This window comes from Burkholderia theae, from assembly GCF_048565265.1.
Taxonomy (GTDB): Bacteria; Pseudomonadota; Gammaproteobacteria; order Burkholderiales; family Burkholderiaceae; genus Burkholderia; species Burkholderia theae.
Map to the genome: position 1 here is coordinate 2,458,080 of NZ_CP183462.1, position 18,946 is coordinate 2,477,025.

At 66.3% G+C, this 18,946-nt stretch carries 16 protein-coding genes; 5 read left to right on the forward strand and 11 right to left on the reverse strand.

The window, feature by feature from the left end:
- Positions 1-13 precede the first annotated feature (13 nt).
- Together ACN22W_RS28585 and ACN22W_RS28590 are read left to right on the forward strand one after the other, a co-directional pair.
- A complete protein-coding gene (locus ACN22W_RS28585) occupies positions 14-1,681 on the forward strand; it encodes a GMC family oxidoreductase (protein ID WP_419688039.1) in 1,668 nt (555 codons plus the stop codon).
- Positions 1,682-2,207: 526 nt separating this feature from the next.
- Positions 2,208-3,566 carry an acetate kinase gene (locus tag ACN22W_RS28590; protein ID WP_419688040.1) on the forward strand — a complete coding sequence of 453 codons (1,359 nt, stop codon included), beginning with the start codon at positions 2,208-2,210 and terminating at the stop codon, positions 3,564-3,566.
- 68 nt (positions 3,567-3,634) lie between these two features.
- Here the strand turns inward: ACN22W_RS28590 and ACN22W_RS28595 are convergent, their stop codons facing one another.
- From ACN22W_RS28595 to ACN22W_RS28625, 7 genes are all read right to left on the reverse strand, one after another.
- Positions 3,635-4,231 carry a hypothetical protein gene (locus ACN22W_RS28595; RefSeq protein ID WP_419688041.1) on the reverse strand — a complete coding sequence of 199 codons (597 nt, stop codon included), beginning with the start codon at positions 4,229-4,231 and terminating at the stop codon, positions 3,635-3,637.
- 8 nt (positions 4,232-4,239) lie between these two features.
- Entirely contained in the window at positions 4,240-4,932 is a 693-nt protein-coding gene (locus tag ACN22W_RS28600; RefSeq protein WP_419688043.1) for a C39 family peptidase, read from the reverse strand.
- 3 nt (positions 4,933-4,935) lie between these two features.
- Entirely contained in the window at positions 4,936-5,406 is a 471-nt protein-coding gene (locus ACN22W_RS28605) for a hypothetical protein (RefSeq protein ID WP_419688044.1), read from the reverse strand.
- Positions 5,407-5,636: 230 nt separating this feature from the next.
- A complete protein-coding gene (locus tag ACN22W_RS28610) occupies positions 5,637-6,881 on the reverse strand; it encodes a hypothetical protein (protein WP_419688045.1) in 1,245 nt (414 codons plus the stop codon).
- Positions 6,882-7,569: 688 nt separating this feature from the next.
- Positions 7,570-8,391 (reverse strand): quaternary amine ABC transporter ATP-binding protein, encoded by an 822-nt coding sequence (locus tag ACN22W_RS28615; RefSeq protein ID WP_419688046.1) that lies wholly within the window; start codon positions 8,389-8,391, stop codon positions 7,570-7,572.
- 14 nt (positions 8,392-8,405) lie between these two features.
- The gene (locus tag ACN22W_RS28620; protein ID WP_129516372.1) at positions 8,406-9,371 is read right to left on the reverse strand and encodes an ABC transporter permease; all 966 of its coding nucleotides are present in this window, start codon (positions 9,369-9,371) and stop codon (positions 8,406-8,408) included.
- A gap of 70 nt (positions 9,372-9,441) precedes the next feature.
- Entirely contained in the window at positions 9,442-10,479 is a 1,038-nt protein-coding gene (locus ACN22W_RS28625) for an ABC transporter substrate-binding protein (protein ID WP_193101584.1), read from the reverse strand.
- A 570-nt stretch (positions 10,480-11,049) separates the two neighbouring features.
- On the opposite strand from ACN22W_RS28625, the gene ACN22W_RS28630 reads away from it, so the two are divergent.
- A complete protein-coding gene (locus ACN22W_RS28630; protein ID WP_048249800.1) occupies positions 11,050-12,201 on the forward strand; it encodes a porin in 1,152 nt (383 codons plus the stop codon).
- A 214-nt stretch (positions 12,202-12,415) separates the two neighbouring features.
- On the opposite strand, the gene ACN22W_RS28635 is transcribed toward ACN22W_RS28630, so the two are convergent.
- A complete protein-coding gene (locus ACN22W_RS28635) occupies positions 12,416-13,288 on the reverse strand; it encodes a nucleotidyl transferase AbiEii/AbiGii toxin family protein (protein ID WP_419688047.1) in 873 nt (290 codons plus the stop codon).
- Complete coding sequence (locus tag ACN22W_RS28640; RefSeq protein ID WP_419688048.1) at positions 13,276-14,334, reverse strand: hypothetical protein; 1,059 nt, start codon at positions 14,332-14,334, stop codon at positions 13,276-13,278. Before ACN22W_RS28640 ends, ACN22W_RS28635 begins: the two co-directional genes overlap by 13 nt.
- 318 nt (positions 14,335-14,652) lie before the next feature.
- On the opposite strand from ACN22W_RS28640, the gene blaOXA reads away from it, so the two are divergent.
- Entirely contained in the window at positions 14,653-15,474 is an 822-nt protein-coding gene (blaOXA, locus tag ACN22W_RS28645) for an OXA-1043 family class D beta-lactamase (RefSeq protein ID WP_419688049.1), read from the forward strand.
- Positions 15,471-16,610: an acyltransferase family protein gene (locus tag ACN22W_RS28650; RefSeq protein ID WP_419688050.1), complete on the forward strand. Its 1,140-nt coding sequence runs from the start codon at positions 15,471-15,473 to the stop codon at positions 16,608-16,610. The genes blaOXA and ACN22W_RS28650 overlap by 4 nt, the downstream gene beginning before the upstream one ends.
- Before the next feature lie 146 nt (positions 16,611-16,756).
- On the opposite strand, the gene ACN22W_RS28655 is transcribed toward ACN22W_RS28650, so the two are convergent.
- Positions 16,757-17,512, reverse strand: a complete 756-nt coding sequence (locus ACN22W_RS28655) for a hypothetical protein (protein ID WP_419688051.1) — start codon at positions 17,510-17,512, stop codon at positions 16,757-16,759.
- Between the two features lie 37 nt (positions 17,513-17,549).
- Complete coding sequence (locus tag ACN22W_RS28660) at positions 17,550-18,941, reverse strand: alkaline phosphatase (RefSeq protein WP_129516366.1); 1,392 nt, start codon at positions 18,939-18,941, stop codon at positions 17,550-17,552.
- Between the last annotated feature and the right edge of the window lie 5 nt (positions 18,942-18,946).

Genomic DNA, 18,946 nt, shown 5'->3' on the forward strand with positions numbered 1-18,946 from the left:
GAACAACGCGACCATGACTTACGACTACATCATCGTCGGCGCGGGCTCGGCCGGCTGCATTCTCGCGAACCGCCTCAGCGAATCGGGCCGGCATTCGGTGCTGCTGCTCGAAGCGGGCGAGCGCGACGCGTCGTTCTGGTTCAAGGTGCCGGTCGGTTTCACGAAGACCTACTACAACCGCCGCTACAACTGGATGTATTACAGCGAGCCCGAAGCGCAGCTCGCCGATCGCAAGCTGTACTGCCCGCGCGGCAAGGTGGTCGGCGGGTCGGGCTCGATCAACGCGATGGTCTACGTGCGCGGCCAGCGCAGCGACTACGACGACTGGGCCCATGCCGGCAATCCGGGCTGGGCGTACGACGACGTGCTGCCGTACTTCCGCAAGCTCGAAACCCACGCGGCCGGCGTGACCGATCCGCAGCATCACGGCGCGACGGGGCCGATCCACATCACGTCGATGAAGGCCGACGTGCATCCGATCGTCCACGAGTTCCTGAAAGGCTGCGCGCAGCTGAACCTGCCGCGCACCGACGATTTCAACGGCGCGCAGTTCGAAGGCGCGGGCATCTACGACCTGAACACGAAGAACGGTGAACGCTGTTCGAGCAGCTTCGCGTACCTGCGGCCCGCGCTGGGTCGTGCGAACCTCACGCTGCGCTCCGGCGTGCTCGTGCGGCGCGTGACGTTCGACGGCACGCGCGCGACCGGCGTGGTCGTCGCGGGCGAGCACGGCGACGAAACGCTCGTCGCCGCGCGCGAGGTGATCCTCGCGGCCGGCGCGGTCGATACGCCGAAGCTGCTGCAATTGTCGGGCGTCGGCGATCCGGCGCTGCTCGCACGCGAGCGCGTGCCGCTCGTGCACGCGTTGCCGGCGGTCGGCCGCAACCTGCAGGACCACCTGTGCGTGAGCTTCTACTTCAAGGCGAACCGGCCGACGCTGAACGACGAGATGGGCACGCTGCTCGGCAAGATGAAGATCGGGCTGCGTTACCTGCTGACGAAGCGCGGCCCGCTCGCAATGAGCGTGAACCAGGCCGGCGGTTTCTTCCGCGGTTCGGCCGACACGCAGGAGCCGAACATCCAGCTCTACTTCAACCCGCTGTCGTACCGGATTCCGAAGAGCGACCGCGCGAGCATCAAGCCCGAGCCGTATTCGGGTTTCCTGATCGCGTTCAACCCGTGCCGGCCGACGAGCCGCGGCACGATCGAGATCGCGTCGAACCGCGCGGAAGACGCCGCGAAGATCCGCATCAACGCACTCACCACGCAGAAGGATCTCGACGAAGCCGTGCAGGGCAGCAAGGTGATCCGTGCGCTGATGCGCGCGCCGGCGCTGAAGTCGATGACCGTCGAGGAAATCTCGCCGGGGCCGCAGGTCGACTCGGACGAAGCGATGCTGCAGTATTTCCGCGAACAGTCGGGTTCGATCTACCACCTGTGCGGATCGTGCGCGATGGGGCCCGATGCGGCGACGTCGGTCGTCGATGCGTCGTTGCGCGTGCACGGGCTGCAGGCGCTGCGGATCGTCGATGCGTCGGTGTTCCCGAACATCACGTCGGGCAACATCAACGCGCCGACGATGATGGTCGCGGAGAAAGGCGCGGATCTGATCCTGGCGGATGCACAACGCGCGGAAACCGCCAGCACGCGGATGCCCACCCGCGAATCCGTCCCGCACTGACGCGACGGCCCGACGCTCGCGCGAACCGCTTCCCGCGGAATCGACGCGCGTCGCGGCCGGAACGGAACGCAAGATTTCCACGCGATCGCGTCTCCGGCGACGTCGGCCGGCCCCGTGCATCGTCTGGTCGGAACAATGCCCGCCGGTACACGGGAAAACACTCCCATGAACATGCCGCTCGGCCCGTGCGCACAGGCTCGAAACGTGCATTCGGTTTGACGGAAGTCCCCGCGAAACAGGTGTCGCCGTGTCGTTCGGCCGGCGGGACGTGACGTCGTGGGGACGTTGTGCACACGACAAACCAGTGTCGGCGCGCGGCCTCGCTGCCGAAGTTTCATTGCGTTCGATCACGCACATCGATGCGGCCGGAGAGATCCTTTGGCTCGCGTGCGATGTGACGCGCGTTCAGCGCTCGCGTGACGTGACGCGAAGCGAAGCGATCCGGGGCAACGCGCGCGCGGCCTGCCGTCGGCGTGCACCGGGGAGAGAACCGCGGGCCCGATCGTGGAGGCGCACCGTGAAGCGCATGCCATTTCGCTGCATCCAAGCCATCAGCTATGCAAGCGTGCTGCTCTTTCAGGCCGAAACGCAGGCCCAGTCGCTGGACGCCCAGTCGACGCAGGAGAACATTTCCGCACTGCGCCAGGAAGTCGATCACCATCAGCAGGAACTGAACGCGCTCAAGCGCAGGCTGGCCAACGAGGAAGCCAGTCTCTCTCGCCTGAGCCGGGCGCTGGACAACCGAGAACTCGCGGCCCGGCGCGGCACGGGCCCCGGGGACGCCAGCGGCTCCGGCGACGCAGCGCCGCAGCCCGATACCGGCGCCCCGGGCGGCATGGCAGGCAATGCCCCCGGAAACGTGCAATCCGCGGTCGGGCCCGCCGCGCCGCCGAACCAGCCGGTCGGCCAGGCGCCGGTGCCGGACACCGCGCCGCCGCCCGTCGCGCCGATCTTCGATCAGCCCGGCGTGCTGACGCCGAAGCACAAGTTCGTCGTCGAGCCATCGCTTCAGTTCAGCTATTCGTCGTCGGACCGCGTCGCACTCGTCGGCTACACGATCATCCCGGCGCTGCTGATCGGCCTGGTCGACGTGCGGGAAGTCAAGACCACCACGCTGACGGCTGCGGTCGCGGTGCGCTACGGGATCACCAACCGGATGGAAGTCGAAGTCCGTATCCCCTATGTGTACTCGACGAACGACACGATCAGCCGCGAGATCTTCACCGGTACCGCCCAGGACAACGCGTTCAACAGCCACGGCAAGGGCCTCGGCGACGTCGAAATGACGCTGCGCTACCAGTTCAATATCGGCGGCCCCGACAAGTTCTATTACATCGGCTGGCTGCGCTTCAAGACGGCCACCGGCAAGAGCCCGTTCGACGTCGTCACCGACTGCGTCACGCGCTGCGTCGGCAATGCGACCGGCACCGGCCTGCCGCTCGAGCAACCGACGGGCTCCGGCTTCTACGCGATTCAGCCGGGCCTCACGTGGCTCTTTCCGTCCGACCCGGTGGTGTTCTTCGGCAACGTGAGCTATCTGCACAGCTTCAGCCGCGACAATCTCAGCCTCACGATTCTCGATGGCCAGAAGGACTTCGTCGGCAAGGTGCAGCCCGGCGACATCTGGGGCTTCAATATCGGCATGGGCCTCGCGCTGAACGAGAAAGCGTCGGTGAGCCTCGGCTACGACCAGAGCATCGTGCTGCCCACGAAACAGAACGGCCAGACGGTCCCCAGCTCGGTACGCGTGATACTCGGCACGTTGCTCGTCGGTTACTCGTACCGGCTGTCGCCGAAGACCACGCTGAATCTTTCGATCGGCGCCGGTCTCACGCGCGACACGCCGGACGTGGTCATGACGCTGCGCGTGCCGATTGCGTTCTGATCACCGGACAGCGCCGACGGCGGGCCGCTGCCCGCTCATCAGCCATGCATCGGTCGCGCGCCGAGCCGTCATCGTCCCGGCAACGCGCCGAGCAGCGCATGGCTCAGCGTCGACATCACGTTCAGGTTCTTGAACATCGACAGTGTGTTGACGGTCGTGTTGATCGTCGTCATCGCCTGGATTTGCTGGTTGTTCAACGTGTTCTGGATCACCGCGCCGGTCAGCGCCGGCAGCGCGGCGGGCTGCGCGGCGTTACCGGCGCCGACCTGGATCAGCCCGCCCGCATTGGCGGCCGCCAGCGCCTGCGCCTGTTGCGCCGTGATATGACTGATGTCCGGGATGTTGAAGCTGGTCGACGCGACCAGATTGCCGTTCACGAACGCGACACGCGACACGCCGAACGAAACCTTCAGGCCGCTCGGCATATCGAAGCCGCCGCGCATCTCATCGAGGCGCGCGTCGCTGAGCGCGATCGCGTCGGCCGCCGACCAGCTCCGTTCTTGCGCGCCACTCGGTTCGGAGGCCGGCACGACACCGCTCGTCTGCGCGACAGGCTCGACGGTTGCGGACGGCACGCCGTCCTGCATCGCTGCCGCACTCACGGACGTCACCCCGCCGCACACCATCGCGGCGATGCCGGCGATCTTCCTGGTCTCGGATCTCATGACGGTCCTCAAAAGTCGCTCGGGCCATGCTTCGGCATCACGACGTTGTACAGGCCGTCGCGGGCGATGCCGGTGTAGAGCGGCGCGCTTGGCGCGACGCGCCAGTCACGCGGGTCGTTGAACACTGCCAGCTCGGGCCGGTTGTGAATCACGAAAATCACGTGGTCTTCCCACTTCTGCTCGAAACTCGCCAGCGACATCGGCCGCGTGCCGGTGGCCGGATCGCCGACGAGCACACGCCCGTCACGCAGCCCCTTCACGACCACGAAATGGTGATAGCCGTGCTCGGTGATCAACACGATCGCCGGCGTGTGCGTCTTGGCGAGCGTCTGCAACGGCAGTTCGTAGCCGTCCGCGACGAAGCCGTGCGCGCCGAGAAAACGCCGGATGTCGAGCAGCGAGAAGCCCTGCCGGCGGATCTTCTCCTGATTGCCGTTCTCCCACATCTGGGCGAAGGCGGTCTGCTCGGTCATCGGATAGTCGTACTGATAAGTCAGCAGCGTCGCGACGGCAGCCGACCCGCAGCTGAAATCGAACTGCTGCTTGACGGTGCGCTTGAAGCGCGCTTCCTTGAGACTCGTGACGTGCATCGCATAGCCGGCGCCCGTCGGATCGACGACCGTCATCTCGTCCGCCCGTGCAACCGGGCCGGATAGCGCGTACGCGAGCACCGCGATGCACGCTGCGGCAACCTGTCTCATCGGTCAGTTCCCGAAGCGCACGTTGAGCACCGTCGCGTTCTGAATCAACACGTTGGCGCCGGTATTCTGGATGACCGTCGGCAGACCGCTCGAATTGGCGAACGAGCCGTCGGCGATCGAATTCGAGCCGGTCGACACCCGGTTCGCCACGTTGTCGGTCACCGCGCCAGTCAGATAGTTCTGGCCGATCAGCGCATCGCCACCCCGATGCTCGTCGAGCTGGTCGGGTGTCATCGCGACGCCGAAGCTGCCCGCTTGCGCGGTCGCGGCGCCGGTCGCAGGGGGTGCGGCGGCCTCGGCCGGAGCGGCCTGATCCGCGCGCGCGGTGGGTGGGGAAGGTACGGCTGCCGGCGCCACGCCGACGGCTGCCTCCACCGCAACGGTTCGTGCCCCGTCATCCGCGGCATGGGCCGTCAGGCCCGGCAGCAGCGCCGCAGGCAATATCACCAGCGAAAGTGCCGTTCGGATTCGCATGGCTGTCTCCTTGGTCCCTGCGCGAGTCGGCTCGAACCCGGCGCACAGGGAGCGGAATCCGCGTGACCGTCGATCGACGGAAATCAGCCCGGCCTGCGCCAGCGGGAGCGAGACGGCCATTCAGCCATCCCGCCCTCGCCGGCAGTCCTTCCGTCCGGCGATGGAACGCAAGCCGCGGGATCGCATGCGCCCGCGTCCATGCATTCGACTCGCCAGGACCAACCGGCCTTCTAACGTCCTACGGTCAGGTTCGCCTGCACGGTCACGGCCTGCTGAATGAGCGACGCCATGCCGCTGTTCTGGTTGGCGACCATGATGCCCGCCGCGGTCTGGCCGACGCTCGTCATCGCGTTGGACATGTTGAACGTCCCCGCGTCGACCGTATTGACTCCGCCTGCGCCACCCGCGCCGCCGACCGCACCGTTACCGGTGCCGCCTGCGCCGACGCCGCCTGCGCCGCCCGCGCCGCCCATCGCGCCCACTGCGCCGCTACCCGCGGTTGCGCTGCCGTTGCCGGCCGTCGTCGTCGCGCCACCGTTCGTCGCGCTGCCGCCCGTGCCTGCGCCGCCTGCAGCGCCGTTGCCCGCAACGGCCGCGCCCGAGCCGCCTGCTCCGCCCGAAGACGTGCCTGCGCCACCCATGCCCGAGCCCGATCCGCCCGAAGCGGTCGACGTACCCGCCGACCCTGCGCCGCCGGTGCCGCTACCCGTACCACTGCCGGTCCCCGTGCCGGTGCCGGTGCCGCTGCCGGCCGATGCCGACGCGCTTCCGCTGCCATGATTCCTGGCCCACGCGGAACCCGGATTGGCGGTGCCGGTTCCGCCGCCCCAGCCGGTGCCGCTGCCCGTGCCGTCGCCGCCTACGCCGACCGAGGCCGCGACTGCGCCGCCGCCCTTGCCGGAACCGTAGCCGCCGCTCGCCGTGGCGGAGCCGCCTGTCCCGCCATCAGCCACGGACGCACCGCCGTTGCCGCCCTTGCCGGCGTTGCCGGTGCCGGCCGTCGCGCTGCCATTGCTGGCGTTGCCCGCCGTGGCGCTGCCGTTATGCGCGCTGCCGCCTTTGCCGCCGTCGCCGCCCGCACCGCCGCCTCCGCCGTTACCGCCCGTGCCACCGTAGCCATACCCGTTGCCGCCCTTGCCGCCGCTTCCGCCCGCCGCGCTGCCCGAGTTGGTCGCGTGGTTGCCGATACCCCAGACCTGGACATTGCTGACGTAGCCGTCGAGCTTGCTGAGCGCGACGACCTTGGTGCTGTTGTACGAATCCTGATAGACACTCGCGCCCGGCGAAACCTCATTCGCATTGGACCCGGTGGTGCTGGTCTGGCTTGAGTTGACTGTGTTGGTGAGGGTGTTCGATCCGTCATCGGCTTTCTGACTGCATGTCGAACTGGTATCGCTGCTGCATGGATTCGCTATCGCGTAGCCGCTGCATCCCAAGGCGAGAAACGCAGCGGACGCCAATAAAGTCTTGCGCATGAAATCCTCCTGAAGTAACGAGGAACGGTTGGCCGACCGCACCAATCCGGACGACACCACGCATCGGCGATGCCAATCCCGCATGCGGCATGAACACAAAGAGACCGTTGGATTCTTCACGCGACGTGGCCTGACTGCCCGATCCCGGCACGCGGTTTATGTTTCAAGTCTGAAACGCGTGGATCGGCATGGCGCCGGGACATCCGCGATATGCGGATGGATTTCCCCTTTACATTCATACGCTTGCCTGACATGACGAACGCAGGTCCTGCAAGCGCGGAATGTTTCACTTTTGAGCCTGCCGCGTCTGGCGCATCCGGGTATGCCTGTAGCGCCGGGTATTCGATCCCGATCGCAAACGCAAGTCCGGCAAGGACGCTCGCCGAATTCATTCCACCAAGGCGTCAAAAGCCCGCTTGGAACGCCATTCAGAAATGTTTCGACTGTGATAGGTCGCTTTTTCTTCGAATTCTGTCCGCGGCGAGCGTTGGCGCGCGCGGGTCGGGTTATCGACCGGAACGAGGACTCCGGCCGGCAGGCGCGCTGGAGTGGCGACGCAAATCCTGCTGCGGTGCACCACACGGAACCCGCGGGCCGCCCGAGGCTCGATCATGTGCGGGTGCCCGCCGGCTGCCGCTCAAAACGCAGGCGGGACACCCCGTGCTTCGCTGGCCGTTCTCGCGCCGGCTCAGTTCACGCTCGACCGCTTCTCCACGAACCTGCGCACGTAATCGTCGGCGGGACGCGACAGGATGTCGTCCGGCGTCCCGACCTGCACGAGCGTGCCGTCGCGCAGGATCGCGATCCGGTCGCCGATGCGCAGCGCCTCGTCGAGATCGTGCGTGATGAACACGATCGTCTTGGAAAGCGTCGCCTGCAGTTCGAGCAGCTGATCCTGCATCTCGGTGCGGATCAGCGGATCGAGCGCCGAAAACGCCTCGTCCATCAGCAGTACGTCGGTATCCGCGGCCAGCGCCCGCGCGAGGCCGACGCGCTGCCGCATCCCGCCCGACAGCTCGTCCGGGTAGTGGTCGCCGTAGCCGTCGAGCCCGACCTTCGTCAGCCAGTTGCGCGCCGCTTCGGCCGCGTCGTGCCGCTTCTCGCCGCGCGTGCGCAGCGCATACGCCGCGTTGTCGAGCACGGTCTGGTGCGGCAGCAGCCCGAAGTTCTGGAACACCATGCTGACCTTGAAACGGCGCAACTCGCGCAGCCCGTGCGCGTCGAGCGTGATCACGTCGCTGCCGTCGATCACGATCTCGCCGGCCGTCGGCTCGATCAAACGGTTGAAGTGCCGCACGAGCGTCGACTTCCCGGAACCCGACAGCCCCATGATCACGAAGATCTCGCCCGACTCGATGCCGAGGCTCACGTCGTTGAGCCCGACGTTGCAGCCCGTTTCGGCCAGCACGTCGGCCTTGCGCTTGCCGGAGCGCAGCAGGTCGAGCACGCGCGCATGCGCGGCCTGCGGCCCGAACAGCTTGTACACGTGTTTGACGTCGATGGTCGCCATGTCTGTCTCCGTTCCTATGCGCGCGACGATTGCGTCGCCTGATTCGAATCGACGCCCGCCGACTGCGCCTTGCGCGGCAGCCGGTACGGTACGCGCGACGCGCCCTTCTGCCGGCGCTGCTGCGCAAGCCGGCGGCGTGCGCGTCGCTCCTGGCCGAAGCCCTGGCTGATCCGGTCGATCACGATCGCGAGAATCACGATCGCGAGGCCGGCCTGCGTGCCCTTGCCGACGTCGAGCGTCTGGATGCCCGCGAGCACGTCCTCGCCGAGCCCGCGCGAGCCGATCATCGACGCGATCACGACCATCGACAGCGCCATCATCGTCGTCTGGTTGATACCGGCCATGATGCTCGGCCGCGCCAGCGGTATCTGCACGTTGACGAGCAATTGCCAGCGCGTCGTGCCGAACGCGCGCGCGGCTTCCGTCACGTCCGGATCGACCTGGCGGATGCCGAGATCGGTCAGGCGGATCAGCGGCGGCAGCGCGTAGATGATCGTCGCGAGGATCGCGGGCACCTTGCCGAGGCCGAACAGCATCAGCACCGGGATCAGGTACACGAAGCTCGGCAGCGTCTGCATCACGTCGAGCACGGGCAGCAGCATCCGGCGCAGCCACGCGCTGCGCGACGCGAGGATGCCGAGCGGCACGCCGATCGCAACCGACAGCACCGTCGAGACGAGCATCAGCGCGAGCGTCTGCATCAGCTTGTCCCACAGGCCGAAGCAGCCGATCGCGTAAAGCAGCAGCATGAAGAGCGCGCCGAGGCCGATGCGGCGCGTCGCATTCCACGCGATCGCGCCGACGACCAGCAGCACGAGCCACGGCGGCGCCACGCGCAGCGCGCCTTCGAGCGGCACGAGCAGGTAGCGCAGCAGCATCGTGCTGAAGTGATGGAAACTGTCGCCGTATTGCGCGACGAAAGTCTCGAGCGCGCTGTTGACCCAGTCGGCGATCGACAGGTGCAGAAAGAAGCCGTTCATGATCGTTCTCCGTCGCGCCGCGAAGGCGCGTGACGGCGACGGCGGGCGCGAGCCCGCCGCCGCGCGCAGGTTACGCGCCCTTCAGGTTGCCGGCGATCTTCTGCGCGACGTCGGCCGGCACCCACTGCTTCCACATGTCCTGGCGGGTCTTCAGGAACTGCGTGGCCATGGCCGCACCGTCGATCTTCTTCGTCGTCATCTCGAGGATCGTCTGGTTCAGGAAGTCCATCGGAAAACGCACCTTGCCGAACACGCCGACGAGATCGGGGTTCGCATCGGCGAACGGCTTCGACACGCCGACCGTCAGCCGCGACACCATGTACGACGACGCGCACTGGTGCGTGCTGCTCTCGTCGCGCAGCGTCTTCCAGCATGCTTCGTTATAGGCCGGCATCTTCAGCGCCGCGAACTTGTATTTCGCCATCAGCGCGGCCGGGCCCCAGTAATAGAACACGATCGGCGCGCCGCGCTGGTACGCGGAAGCAATCGCCGCGTCGAGCGCCGCGCCCGTGCCCGGATGGAAGTTCGTGTACGACTGGTCGAGCTTCAGCACCTTCAGCAGGCGCGAGTTCACGCGCTCGCAGTCCCAGCCGGTCGGGCAGTTCAGGAAGCGGCCCTTGTCCGGTTCCTCCTCGTCGGCGAACACCTGCTTGTACTTCGGCAGATCCTCGACCGACACGAGCCCCGGCGCGACCGGCTTGATGTTGCGCGCCGGATCGCCCTTCACCACGTATTCGGGCACGAACCAGCCTTCCGTCGTGCCGCCCGGCAGCGTGTCGCCGATCAGCTTCACGGAGCCCGATGCGACGGCCTTCGCGGTGATCTCGCTGCGGCCCGTCCACTGCTCGGCCCAGATCTGCAGGTCGTTGCGCGCGAGCGCCGTTTCCGTCGCGGCCGTGCTGCCCGGCACGACGTCCGTCTTGCAGCCGTAGCCCTTCTCCATGATCTGCCGCAGCACTTCGGTCGCGAACGACCCGCTCTCCCACGTGATGCCCGCGAAATGGACCGTCTTGCCGTCGGCACACGCGCCGCCGGCCGCATGGGCGGCGGGCGCGGACAGGATCGCCGCGGCGGCGAGAAGGACCGTTTTCAGTCGTCGAATCTGCATGGTGGGTCGTCTCCAAATTGAATCTGTAGTTTGTGCGTCGCGGCATGCGCGGCGACCGGCGAATCGCGAATTCATCCACGTCCGGTCAGTCTGCATCTTTGAGCCACCAATTTGTTTAGGGAAACGAGTAATTCCGATCATTGCAATCGGCAGCGCCAATCGATCGCCGGATACCCCGTCAGGCCCGCCGGACGGGCGTCTCGGCCGATTTCCCGAGGCCGATCGCGGCCCGGCGCGAGCCGTGTCGCGCCCACGCCCGGCGGTTGTTCGGCCGGCATTGCACCGCAGCGCCACGCGTGCCGTTTCGACTGTCGAAACCGCCCGTCGCGCCCCCATCGGCGAACCCGATCCCATCCATCGAAATTACTCGCTTTCGGTTCTTTTTAGGGTTGGGAAGAATGCGCGGTGTCATCGGAGGAGACACGACCCGACGCTGCCGGTCGCCGCGCCGCCGCGCATTGCGCGTTTCCGGCGCCGCGCGCGCTGCGCCGGATCGCCCCGGATGACGGGGCGCGCCTCGCCGGACGCGCTCACGACAACCGATACAAGCTGGATATCCCGGAGATCTCAATGAAAAAGACCCTGACGGCGCTGGCCGTAACGACCGCCTTCGCGTCCCCCGCATTCGCGCAAAGCAGCGTCACGCTGTACGGCGTGATCGACGAAGGCCTGAACTACACGAACAACGTCGGCACCGGCCACGTCTACGAAATGGCGAGCGGCTACGCGCAAGGCAGCCGCTGGGGCCTGAAGGGCAGCGAGGATCTCGGCGGCGGCATGAAGGCGATCTTCCAGCTCGAGAACGGCTTCGACGTGAACACCGGCCGGCTCAACCAGGGCGGCCGCATGTTCGGCCGCCAGGCGTACGTCGGCCTGAGCCAGGCGCAGTACGGCACGCTGACGTTCGGCCGCCAGTACGACTCGGTCGTCGACTATCTCGCGCCGACCACCGCCAACGGCAACTGGGGCGGCTACCTGCTCGCGCACCCGTTCGACAACGACAACACCGACAACTCGTTCCGCCTCGACAACACCGTCAAGTACGCGAGCCCGAACTTCGGCGGCTTCCAGTTCGGTGGCGCCTACAGCTTCAGCAACAGCACGAACTTCTCGGACAACCGCGCGTACAGCTTCGGCGCGCAGTACCAGAACAACGGACTGCTGATCGGCGCCGCGTACCTGCAGGCGAACCACCCGGGCGACGGCTCGGCGGGCGCGATCACCGCGAACGACGCGAGCTTCATCGCCGAGCGCATGCGCGTGTTCGGCGCGGGCATCAACTACACGTTCGGGCCCGCGACGGTCGGCTTCGCGTACACGAACTCGAACTACAAGAACCCGACCGGCAACGGCTACCTCGGCACGCCGGGCGCGATCATCGCGCCGGGAGCGACGGTCAGCGCGATCAAGTACCAGAACTTCGAGCTGAACGGTTCGTACCAGATCACGCCGGCGTTCATGGTCGGCGCGCAGTACGTGCTGTCGCTCGAGAAGTACGACGCATCGACCGGCGACGCGAAGCCGAAGATCCACTCGGTCGGGCTGATGGCCGACTACAACCTGTCGAAGCGCACCGACGTATACGTGCAGGCCGCGTACCAGCACATCGCCGGCGACAAGACGAACTCGATCCTCGACCAGGCGTTCATCCCCGGCACCGACGCGCCGTCGTCGACGTCGAATCAGGTGGCCGTGCGCCTCGCGCTGCGCCACAAGTTCTGACGCCACGCGGTTCTCCAGACTTCACGCGACACCCGCGCGAATTCGCCGAGGTGTCTTTGCCCGCCCGCAAGCGCAAGCCTGCCGGCGGGCTTTTTCATGTATCTGGCAATCGTCTGGAATTGCGGCCTGCCGCAAGCAGTAGCCGGCATCTTTCATTCCCGTGCCGAGAGGTTCCAGCAGTGCGCGAAGTTGCGCGCAGTCCATCGAGCGCGACTCAGTCTCGCAGCGCCATCGCGCGCAGCAGCGCATCGATCTGCCCGAACGCGTCCTGCTGCCACTGCTCGGGTGTGCGATCGCCCAGCGCGTGCGTGTCTTCGACGAAGCGCCTCACGCAGGTGGGACCGTATCCGTCGAAGGAATCGAATTTTTCGACGATGTGCCGAAAACCGCGTTCGCCGCTTGCATGCCCCAGGAGCGGGAGACATTCTTGTGCAAGCGCCTCGATCTCACCGGGGTAGTTCCGCACGCAGTAGTAGATGTCGTAAGCGTCCTTCTGCTTGTAGCGGCCCGCCAGCGCATGGCCTTTCATCGCCAGCAAGGCAGGAATCGAGCACACCGCGATCTCCACGCGGTTCGTCCCGCCGTCCGGCATCGCCCCAGCCACCGCCACGAGTTGATAGAACCGCATCGCCAGGTCTGCACCATCCGCCCGTTGCACGGCGAAGTCGCTGATCAAGGGTGGATGGTTCTTGACGATTTCCGCGTCGCGCGGCATCAAGAAATCGACGACGACATCGATCGCGTCCCCGCCATCTCGTGCGGGAACCTTGCGGACCAACTGGAAGCGCCGAAGCCCCTCGCGCTGGGCGTATCCATGGCCTTGAAGCGCTCCGATCAAGTTCGCGTACTCACCGTCGCCGAGTGCTTCCGCATCCAGCCCGACGTCCACGTCGAGCGTGCCGACGTGGGGCATGTCCTCGTTGGCCAGCAGCAGCCAGGGAACCGCGCCGCCGATGATGGCGAACTTGCCCTTGAAGCTGCCAAGGATCTGGCCGATCTCGATCAGCACGGACTTCACGGCCGCGGTCGTGCGGTCATCGTATTCAGCGGCCGACTGTGGTTCCTGAGATGGTGTCATGTGGACCATGAGAGCCTTTCCTGGCGTAAATGATCTGCTGCCTCGGCGCCGCGTTCACCGGCAATGGAGAGGTCGAGGTAGGTCTGAATCGGACTCGTGCAGACCGCGCCCGGTGCAGGTTCGACTGCGTCGGCGAGCGGACCCAGGTCCTTCGGGACGGTCACAACCACGTTCTCTCCCTTCGATGCGACCGCAAGCTTCAACGCTGTCTGGAGCTTGCTCAGGCCTTCCTTGTCGGCGAAGAAGTAGTGCGTGCCGGTGCGCCCGTACGGAGAAAGCCATTGCGCTGCCGAGAATGATGCGAAGGCCGCACGAACCGGACCCTCTTCGACGCGCAGTGCGCTTCGGGCAGCGTGTTCGAACGCGCTGCCATGCAACGGCGTGTAGAACCGCAACCGCTCACCAGGCGGTGCCGTGTAGCTGTCGCGCCATGCGTCCAGTAGTGCGTCGGGTGCCGAGAGAACGAGGCCACTGTCCGACACACGCGCCCACTCCCGATCAATCAAGCCGGTGCGCACGTTGCTGACGTGTCCGAGACTGACCCCGGAGATATCCGACAACTCCGTGACTCGCCATGCACGGCCGGGCTCGCGCAGCATTACGCGCAGCACTTGCGCGGATTTCGGCTTGAACAGCGACTTGAGTTCGCGTTGTTCGGACACGGGCTTGTCCGCAACCAGGCGTTCGATGAACACGCCATCGAAAGCGATTCGGGCGTTTCCCTGCAAGTCGAGATAGCCGACGCCCTTCTCTTCGCACATCTGCTTCACTGCGGGAGAGAGATAGGGCGCGATGAAGACAGGCGTCGCCTCGGGGGCTCGGTGCGCAATGTAATTCCGCAACTCCAGCAGCGCCGAGCGGGCGTACCGCGGTTGCCCGTTGGACTTGTACTCGCAGATGAGTAAGTGCTGCCGACCGTCCACGCGTAGCCGGGCGATCAAGTCGGGCTGCCAATCGCCGGACACGGCTTCGGCATCGATGCCTTCGACCTGAAGGATCGGAATCTTCTCGAGCAACCCGCGAAGCGCGTCACCAGCACGAGTTTCTTCTTTCATTGAATACGGTCCTTTCAGCATTTCTTGAAAATACCACATTCCCTGAAACAAGAAGCGCATATTTCACTGAAATTTCACATTTCAGCATATGCTGAAAATAGCATTTCCACTGAAATTATTGAGTGAAGTAACACCTTTGCTCACGACAACATCACTGCCTCTTGCAACCATGACCGATCGACATCCGCCACGCAGCCGATACACTGTGTCCCGCCTCAACGGTCCGCTCCGACAAGCACCGTCTATACCCCTGTCCCATTGCGCGCGCCCTGTCTTCATGATCCAGTGGCCGGTCCGCATGGCGCGCATCCCGATTCAATGGAGTCCTGCTTGGAACACTGGCGCCGCACGCTGCTTGCCTTCACCACCGCCCTCCTGGCTGCAGCATCAGCGCATGCCCGCCCCGTCTGTACCGTGGTCGCAGATGCAACCACCGGCCAGATGCTCGTGCGGCAAGGCGATTGTGCGACCCGCGTCACGCCTGCGTCGACGTTCAAGGTCGCAATCAGCCTGATGGGTTTCGATGCGGGCATCCTGAAAGACGAACACACGCCGACGCTCGACTTCCACACCGGCTACCCCGACTGGGGCGGCGCGCCCTGGCGCGAACCGACCGACCCGGCGCGCTGGATGAAGCTGTCGATCTTCTGGTATTCGCAGCAGATCACACAGGCGCTCGGGCAAGCGCGTTTCCAGCAGTACACCAGCTCATTCGGCTACGGCAACGCGGACGTCACCCGCCAACAGGGCGAATCCAGCGGTGTGATGGGCGCCTGGGTCAATTCGTCGTTGCGGATCTCGCCGCTCGAACAAGTCGGCTTCATGCGCGGGATCGCGAACCGGACGCTGCCGGTCAGCGCGCACGCGTATGACATGACCGAGCGGATCACGTTGATCGACAGGCAGCCGGACGGCTGGATCGTGCACGGCAAGACCGGCACGGGATCGCCGGGGCTCAAGTACGACGCGTCGCACGCATACGGCTGGTTCGTCGGCTGGGCGGCGAAGGGGCCGCGCAAGCTCGCGTTCGCGTACCTGATCCAGGACGACAAGCGGCAGGCGCCGAACGCCGGGCTGCGTGCGCGCGACACGCTCCTCGACGCGCTGCCGGCGCTCGCCGAACGGGCAAGGCCGCAATGAGCACCGGCCCGCGCAACGCGCGGATCGACCTGCTGCGCGGCGTGTCGATCGTGCTCGTCCTGCTGCACCACTTCAACATCGCGTATCCGCTGCGCGACACGGCGCTTGCGCGCGTGCTCGGCTGGGACACGATCCATGCGATCGTGCGCAACGGCAACTATGGCGTAACGATGTTCTTCGCGATCTCGGGCTACCTGATCACGTCGAATGCGCGCCGCCGCTGGGGCAGCCTCGGCGCGCTCGACGTGCGCGCGTTCTACGTGTCGCGCGTCGCGCGCATCGTCCCGTGCCTGCTCCTGCTGCTCGCGCTCGTCAACGGCCTTGCGGCGGCCGGTGTGCCGATCTTTACCAACCACGCACCGCAGGGCATCGCCGTGTCGTTCTGGCTAGTGAATCTCGCGTCGCTCACGTTCTGGATGAACGTGCTGATCGGCGCATACGGCTGGGTCAACTACGCGCTCGGCGTGCTGTGGTCGCTGTCGGTCGAAGAGGTGTTCTATCTGTCGTTTCCGCTGCTGTGCATCGCGCTGCGCCGCGACACGCGGCTGTTCGCGTTCTGGCTGTTGATAACCGCGATCGGCCCCGTGTACCGCTTCACGCATCCGGGCGACGAAGGTGGTTTCCTCTATGCGTACTTCGCGTGCTTCGACGGCATCGCGATCGGCTGCTGTACCGCGTTGCTGGCCGAACGCGCGCGCTGGCAGGTGCTCGCGGCAGCGCCCGTGCAGTGGCTCGCGGCCGCGGCGATGACGGTGCTCTATCTCGCGTGGCCGATCGCGGAAAGCCATGTGATCGGCGTCTCCGCGATGGCGCTCGGCACGGCCGTGCTGCTGATCGGCGCGCATGCCGAACGCGAACGCGCGCCCCTCCGCGTGCTCGCGCCGCTGCGCTGGAGCGGCCGGCTCAGCTACGAGCTGTATCTGTTTCACCTGATCGTGCTCGGCGCACTGCGCACGTTCTGGCCGCCGTCCGGTATGCACGGCGACAGCAAGCTGGGGTTGCTCATCGCATATCTGGCGCTGTCGGCCGGCTTGAGCGCGGTCATCGCGCGAGGCTATGCAACACCACTCGATCGCTTGATCAAACGGGTCGCATCGCGGCCCGCGGCGCGCGTGCCGGACGGTACGCACTACTAGCAATTCGTCGGCAATCCCTGCCGCGCGGCGGGACAAAAAAACGGCCAGGGCCCGGCCGTATCGCGCGACGATACCGGCCGGCCTGACCGCAAGCCCCGCTTACCCAATGTCGAGACTGCGCGACCGCGTCATCAGTCGCGCGTCAGTCAATCCAGGTAGTCCGCGTATTCCTTGCGCGTGTAACCGGCGAGCGTCTGCCACGGCAACGGCGCCCTTCGCGCAGCCGGCTCCGGAGTCAGCGTCAGCTTGCGCACGACGCGGCCGTCGGCACTGCGGTATTCGACTGACAGCGGCGCCTGCAGCCGTTCGCTCCACAGGATCCGGTTCACGCCGCGCGCGCCGGGCGACTCGACCGCCTGCTCGTACCAGCGGGTGCCGGGCGCGTCGCCGCGCTTCCCGACCGCGAGCCGCTTCAGCTGCGACGGCGGCGTCACGTAGTACGCGTTGTCCCACGAACCGTCGAAACCCGTGGTTTCGTACTCGGCCGGCGGCACGCCGACGACCGTCCGGTTCGCCGCATCCACGTACTCGATGCGCGCCACCTTGCCGTCGTAGGTGACGTGCCGTGCGGCCGCCTGGAAGTTGAAGTGCTTGTGACCGGCATGGGCGGCGGCCGGCTGCACGCCGGCGCGCGGCGGCTCCTGGTGTGCACGGGCCGCGTCGTGGTCATGGTCGTGATCGTCGCCATGACCGCCGCCCGCCGCCGCGACGGGCAGCACGCGCTCGACCCACACGTGGCCGTCGCGCCGCACCATCCGTTCGCGGTACATCGTGGTGCGCGTCACGCCGTCGGCCGTCACCGTGCGGCTTTCGTGCAGCAGCACGGCGTCGAGATCCGCCGCCGCGAAGGCGGGCAACGCGATCAACCCGCAAGCGAGCGCACCGAGAAGCTGGCGTTTCATCGAGGATTCCCGTTCGTCATGAAGGCAGTCACCGGCGTCAGAAACCGAACGCCGAGCGCACGAGACCGAACACCTTCGTGTTGTCGATCGTGCCCTTGAACGCCTTCGCGTCCGCACCGTCGGCAAACAGCATCACGTCGCCGCCGCCGTGCGTCTCCGAGCCCGCGCTACCCATCCGCACGCCGACTTCCTGCAGATACGCCTCGTTCATTGCCGTCGCCGAATCGACCGATGCGCGCACGTTCGGACGGTTCGCGCCGTTGCCGAACACCAGCGTCGTGTAGGTATTGCCGTCGGCATCCTTGCTCGGCTGGCCGTCGCGATAGTTGCGGCTGATGTCGAGAATCGGATTGCCGCGCTTCGAATAACCGTTGATCGTCATCGTGTGGTCGTGGTCGGCCGTCACGACGATCAGCGTATTCGACAGGTCGACCTTCGACAGCGCGACGCGGATCGCTTCGTCGAACGCCGCCGTGTCTTCGAGCGCGCGCTTCGCGTTGGTGCCGTGCAGCGCGTGATCGATCCGGCCGCCTTCGACCATCAGGAAATAGCCGTTCGAATTCTTCGACAGCACGTCGATCGCCTTCGACGTCATGTCGGCAAGGCTCGGCTGCGACGGCCCTTCGCCCTTGCCCGCCACGCGGTCCAGTTCGTACTCGAGATGGCTCGTCGAACTGAACAGGCCCACCAGCTTGCCGTTACCCGCTTGCGCGAGCTGATCCTTGCTGGCCACGACCGTGTAGCCCTTCGCCTTCATCTCGTCGAGCAGGTTGCGCCCGTCCGCGCGCCCACGCTTGTTCGCCACCGGATCGAACGGCGTCCAGTGGTTGCGGCCGCCGCCCATCAATACGTCGACGCCGTCGCCGAGCGCCGCGTTGTAGCCGGCCCCGCCCGGCGCCGCCTGCGCGGCGATGTCGTACTGCGCGTCGCGATGGCAGATGTGTGAGTAGGTCGCGGCGGGCGTCGCATGCGTGAGCTCGGTCGTCGTGATCGCGCCGACCGCCTTGCCGCGGGCCTTCGCCAGTTCCAGCAGTGTCGCAACCGGCTGGCCGTTGCCCGGCGCGCAGTTGTTGACGGTCTTGTTGCCGTTGACGTCGTTGCCCGGCGCGACCGCGCGCGTGTCGGACGACATCGACAGCACTTCGTTGTTCATCTTCACGCCGGTCATGTACGCGGCCATCGACGGTGCGCTGTCGGTGGTCTGCGCGTCGTTCGAGAAGGTCTTGACGCGCGCGGTGCGGGCCAGCTTCTCCATCGTCAGTTGTCCCGACTCGCCGACCTTGTAGATCCGGCTCGCCGTCACGGTCGTCGGCCCCATGCCGTCGCCGAGAAAGAAAATCACGTTCTTCGCCTGGCCGGCGGCCTGCGCCGGGCCGCATGCGAAACCCACGACGGCCAGCGCCGCCGCGATGCACTTGATGGTCGACATCCTGT

Excerpts from the sequence above, each read along its gene's own strand:
- ACN22W_RS28660 (WP_129516366.1), bottom strand. The coding sequence starts at position 18,941 with ATGTCGACCATCAAGTGCATCGCGGCGGCGCTGGCCGTCGTGGGTTTC.
- ACN22W_RS28585 (WP_419688039.1), top strand. The coding sequence starts at position 14 with ATGACTTACGACTACATCATCGTCGGCGCGGGCTCGGCCGGCTGCATT.
- ACN22W_RS28595 (WP_419688041.1), bottom strand. The coding sequence starts at position 4,231 with ATGAGATCCGAGACCAGGAAGATCGCCGGCATCGCCGCGATGGTGTGC.
- ACN22W_RS28640 (WP_419688048.1), bottom strand. The coding sequence starts at position 14,334 with ATGAAAGAAGAAACTCGTGCTGGTGACGCGCTTCGCGGGTTGCTCGAG.
- ACN22W_RS28600 (WP_419688043.1), bottom strand. The coding sequence starts at position 4,932 with ATGAGACAGGTTGCCGCAGCGTGCATCGCGGTGCTCGCGTACGCGCTA.
- ACN22W_RS28610 (WP_419688045.1), bottom strand. The coding sequence starts at position 6,881 with ATGCGCAAGACTTTATTGGCGTCCGCTGCGTTTCTCGCCTTGGGATGC.
- ACN22W_RS28615 (WP_419688046.1), bottom strand. The coding sequence starts at position 8,391 with ATGGCGACCATCGACGTCAAACACGTGTACAAGCTGTTCGGGCCGCAG.
- ACN22W_RS28650 (WP_419688050.1), top strand. The coding sequence starts at position 15,471 with ATGAGCACCGGCCCGCGCAACGCGCGGATCGACCTGCTGCGCGGCGTG.
- ACN22W_RS28620 (WP_129516372.1), bottom strand. The coding sequence starts at position 9,371 with ATGAACGGCTTCTTTCTGCACCTGTCGATCGCCGACTGGGTCAACAGC.
- blaOXA (WP_419688049.1), top strand. The coding sequence starts at position 14,653 with ATGGAGTCCTGCTTGGAACACTGGCGCCGCACGCTGCTTGCCTTCACC.
- ACN22W_RS28590 (WP_419688040.1), top strand. The coding sequence starts at position 2,208 with ATGCCATTTCGCTGCATCCAAGCCATCAGCTATGCAAGCGTGCTGCTC.
- ACN22W_RS28625 (WP_193101584.1), bottom strand. The coding sequence starts at position 10,479 with ATGCAGATTCGACGACTGAAAACGGTCCTTCTCGCCGCCGCGGCGATC.
- ACN22W_RS28655 (WP_419688051.1), bottom strand. The coding sequence starts at position 17,512 with ATGAAACGCCAGCTTCTCGGTGCGCTCGCTTGCGGGTTGATCGCGTTG.
- ACN22W_RS28630 (WP_048249800.1), top strand. The coding sequence starts at position 11,050 with ATGAAAAAGACCCTGACGGCGCTGGCCGTAACGACCGCCTTCGCGTCC.
- ACN22W_RS28635 (WP_419688047.1), bottom strand. The coding sequence starts at position 13,288 with ATGGTCCACATGACACCATCTCAGGAACCACAGTCGGCCGCTGAATAC.
- ACN22W_RS28605 (WP_419688044.1), bottom strand. The coding sequence starts at position 5,406 with ATGCGAATCCGAACGGCACTTTCGCTGGTGATATTGCCTGCGGCGCTG.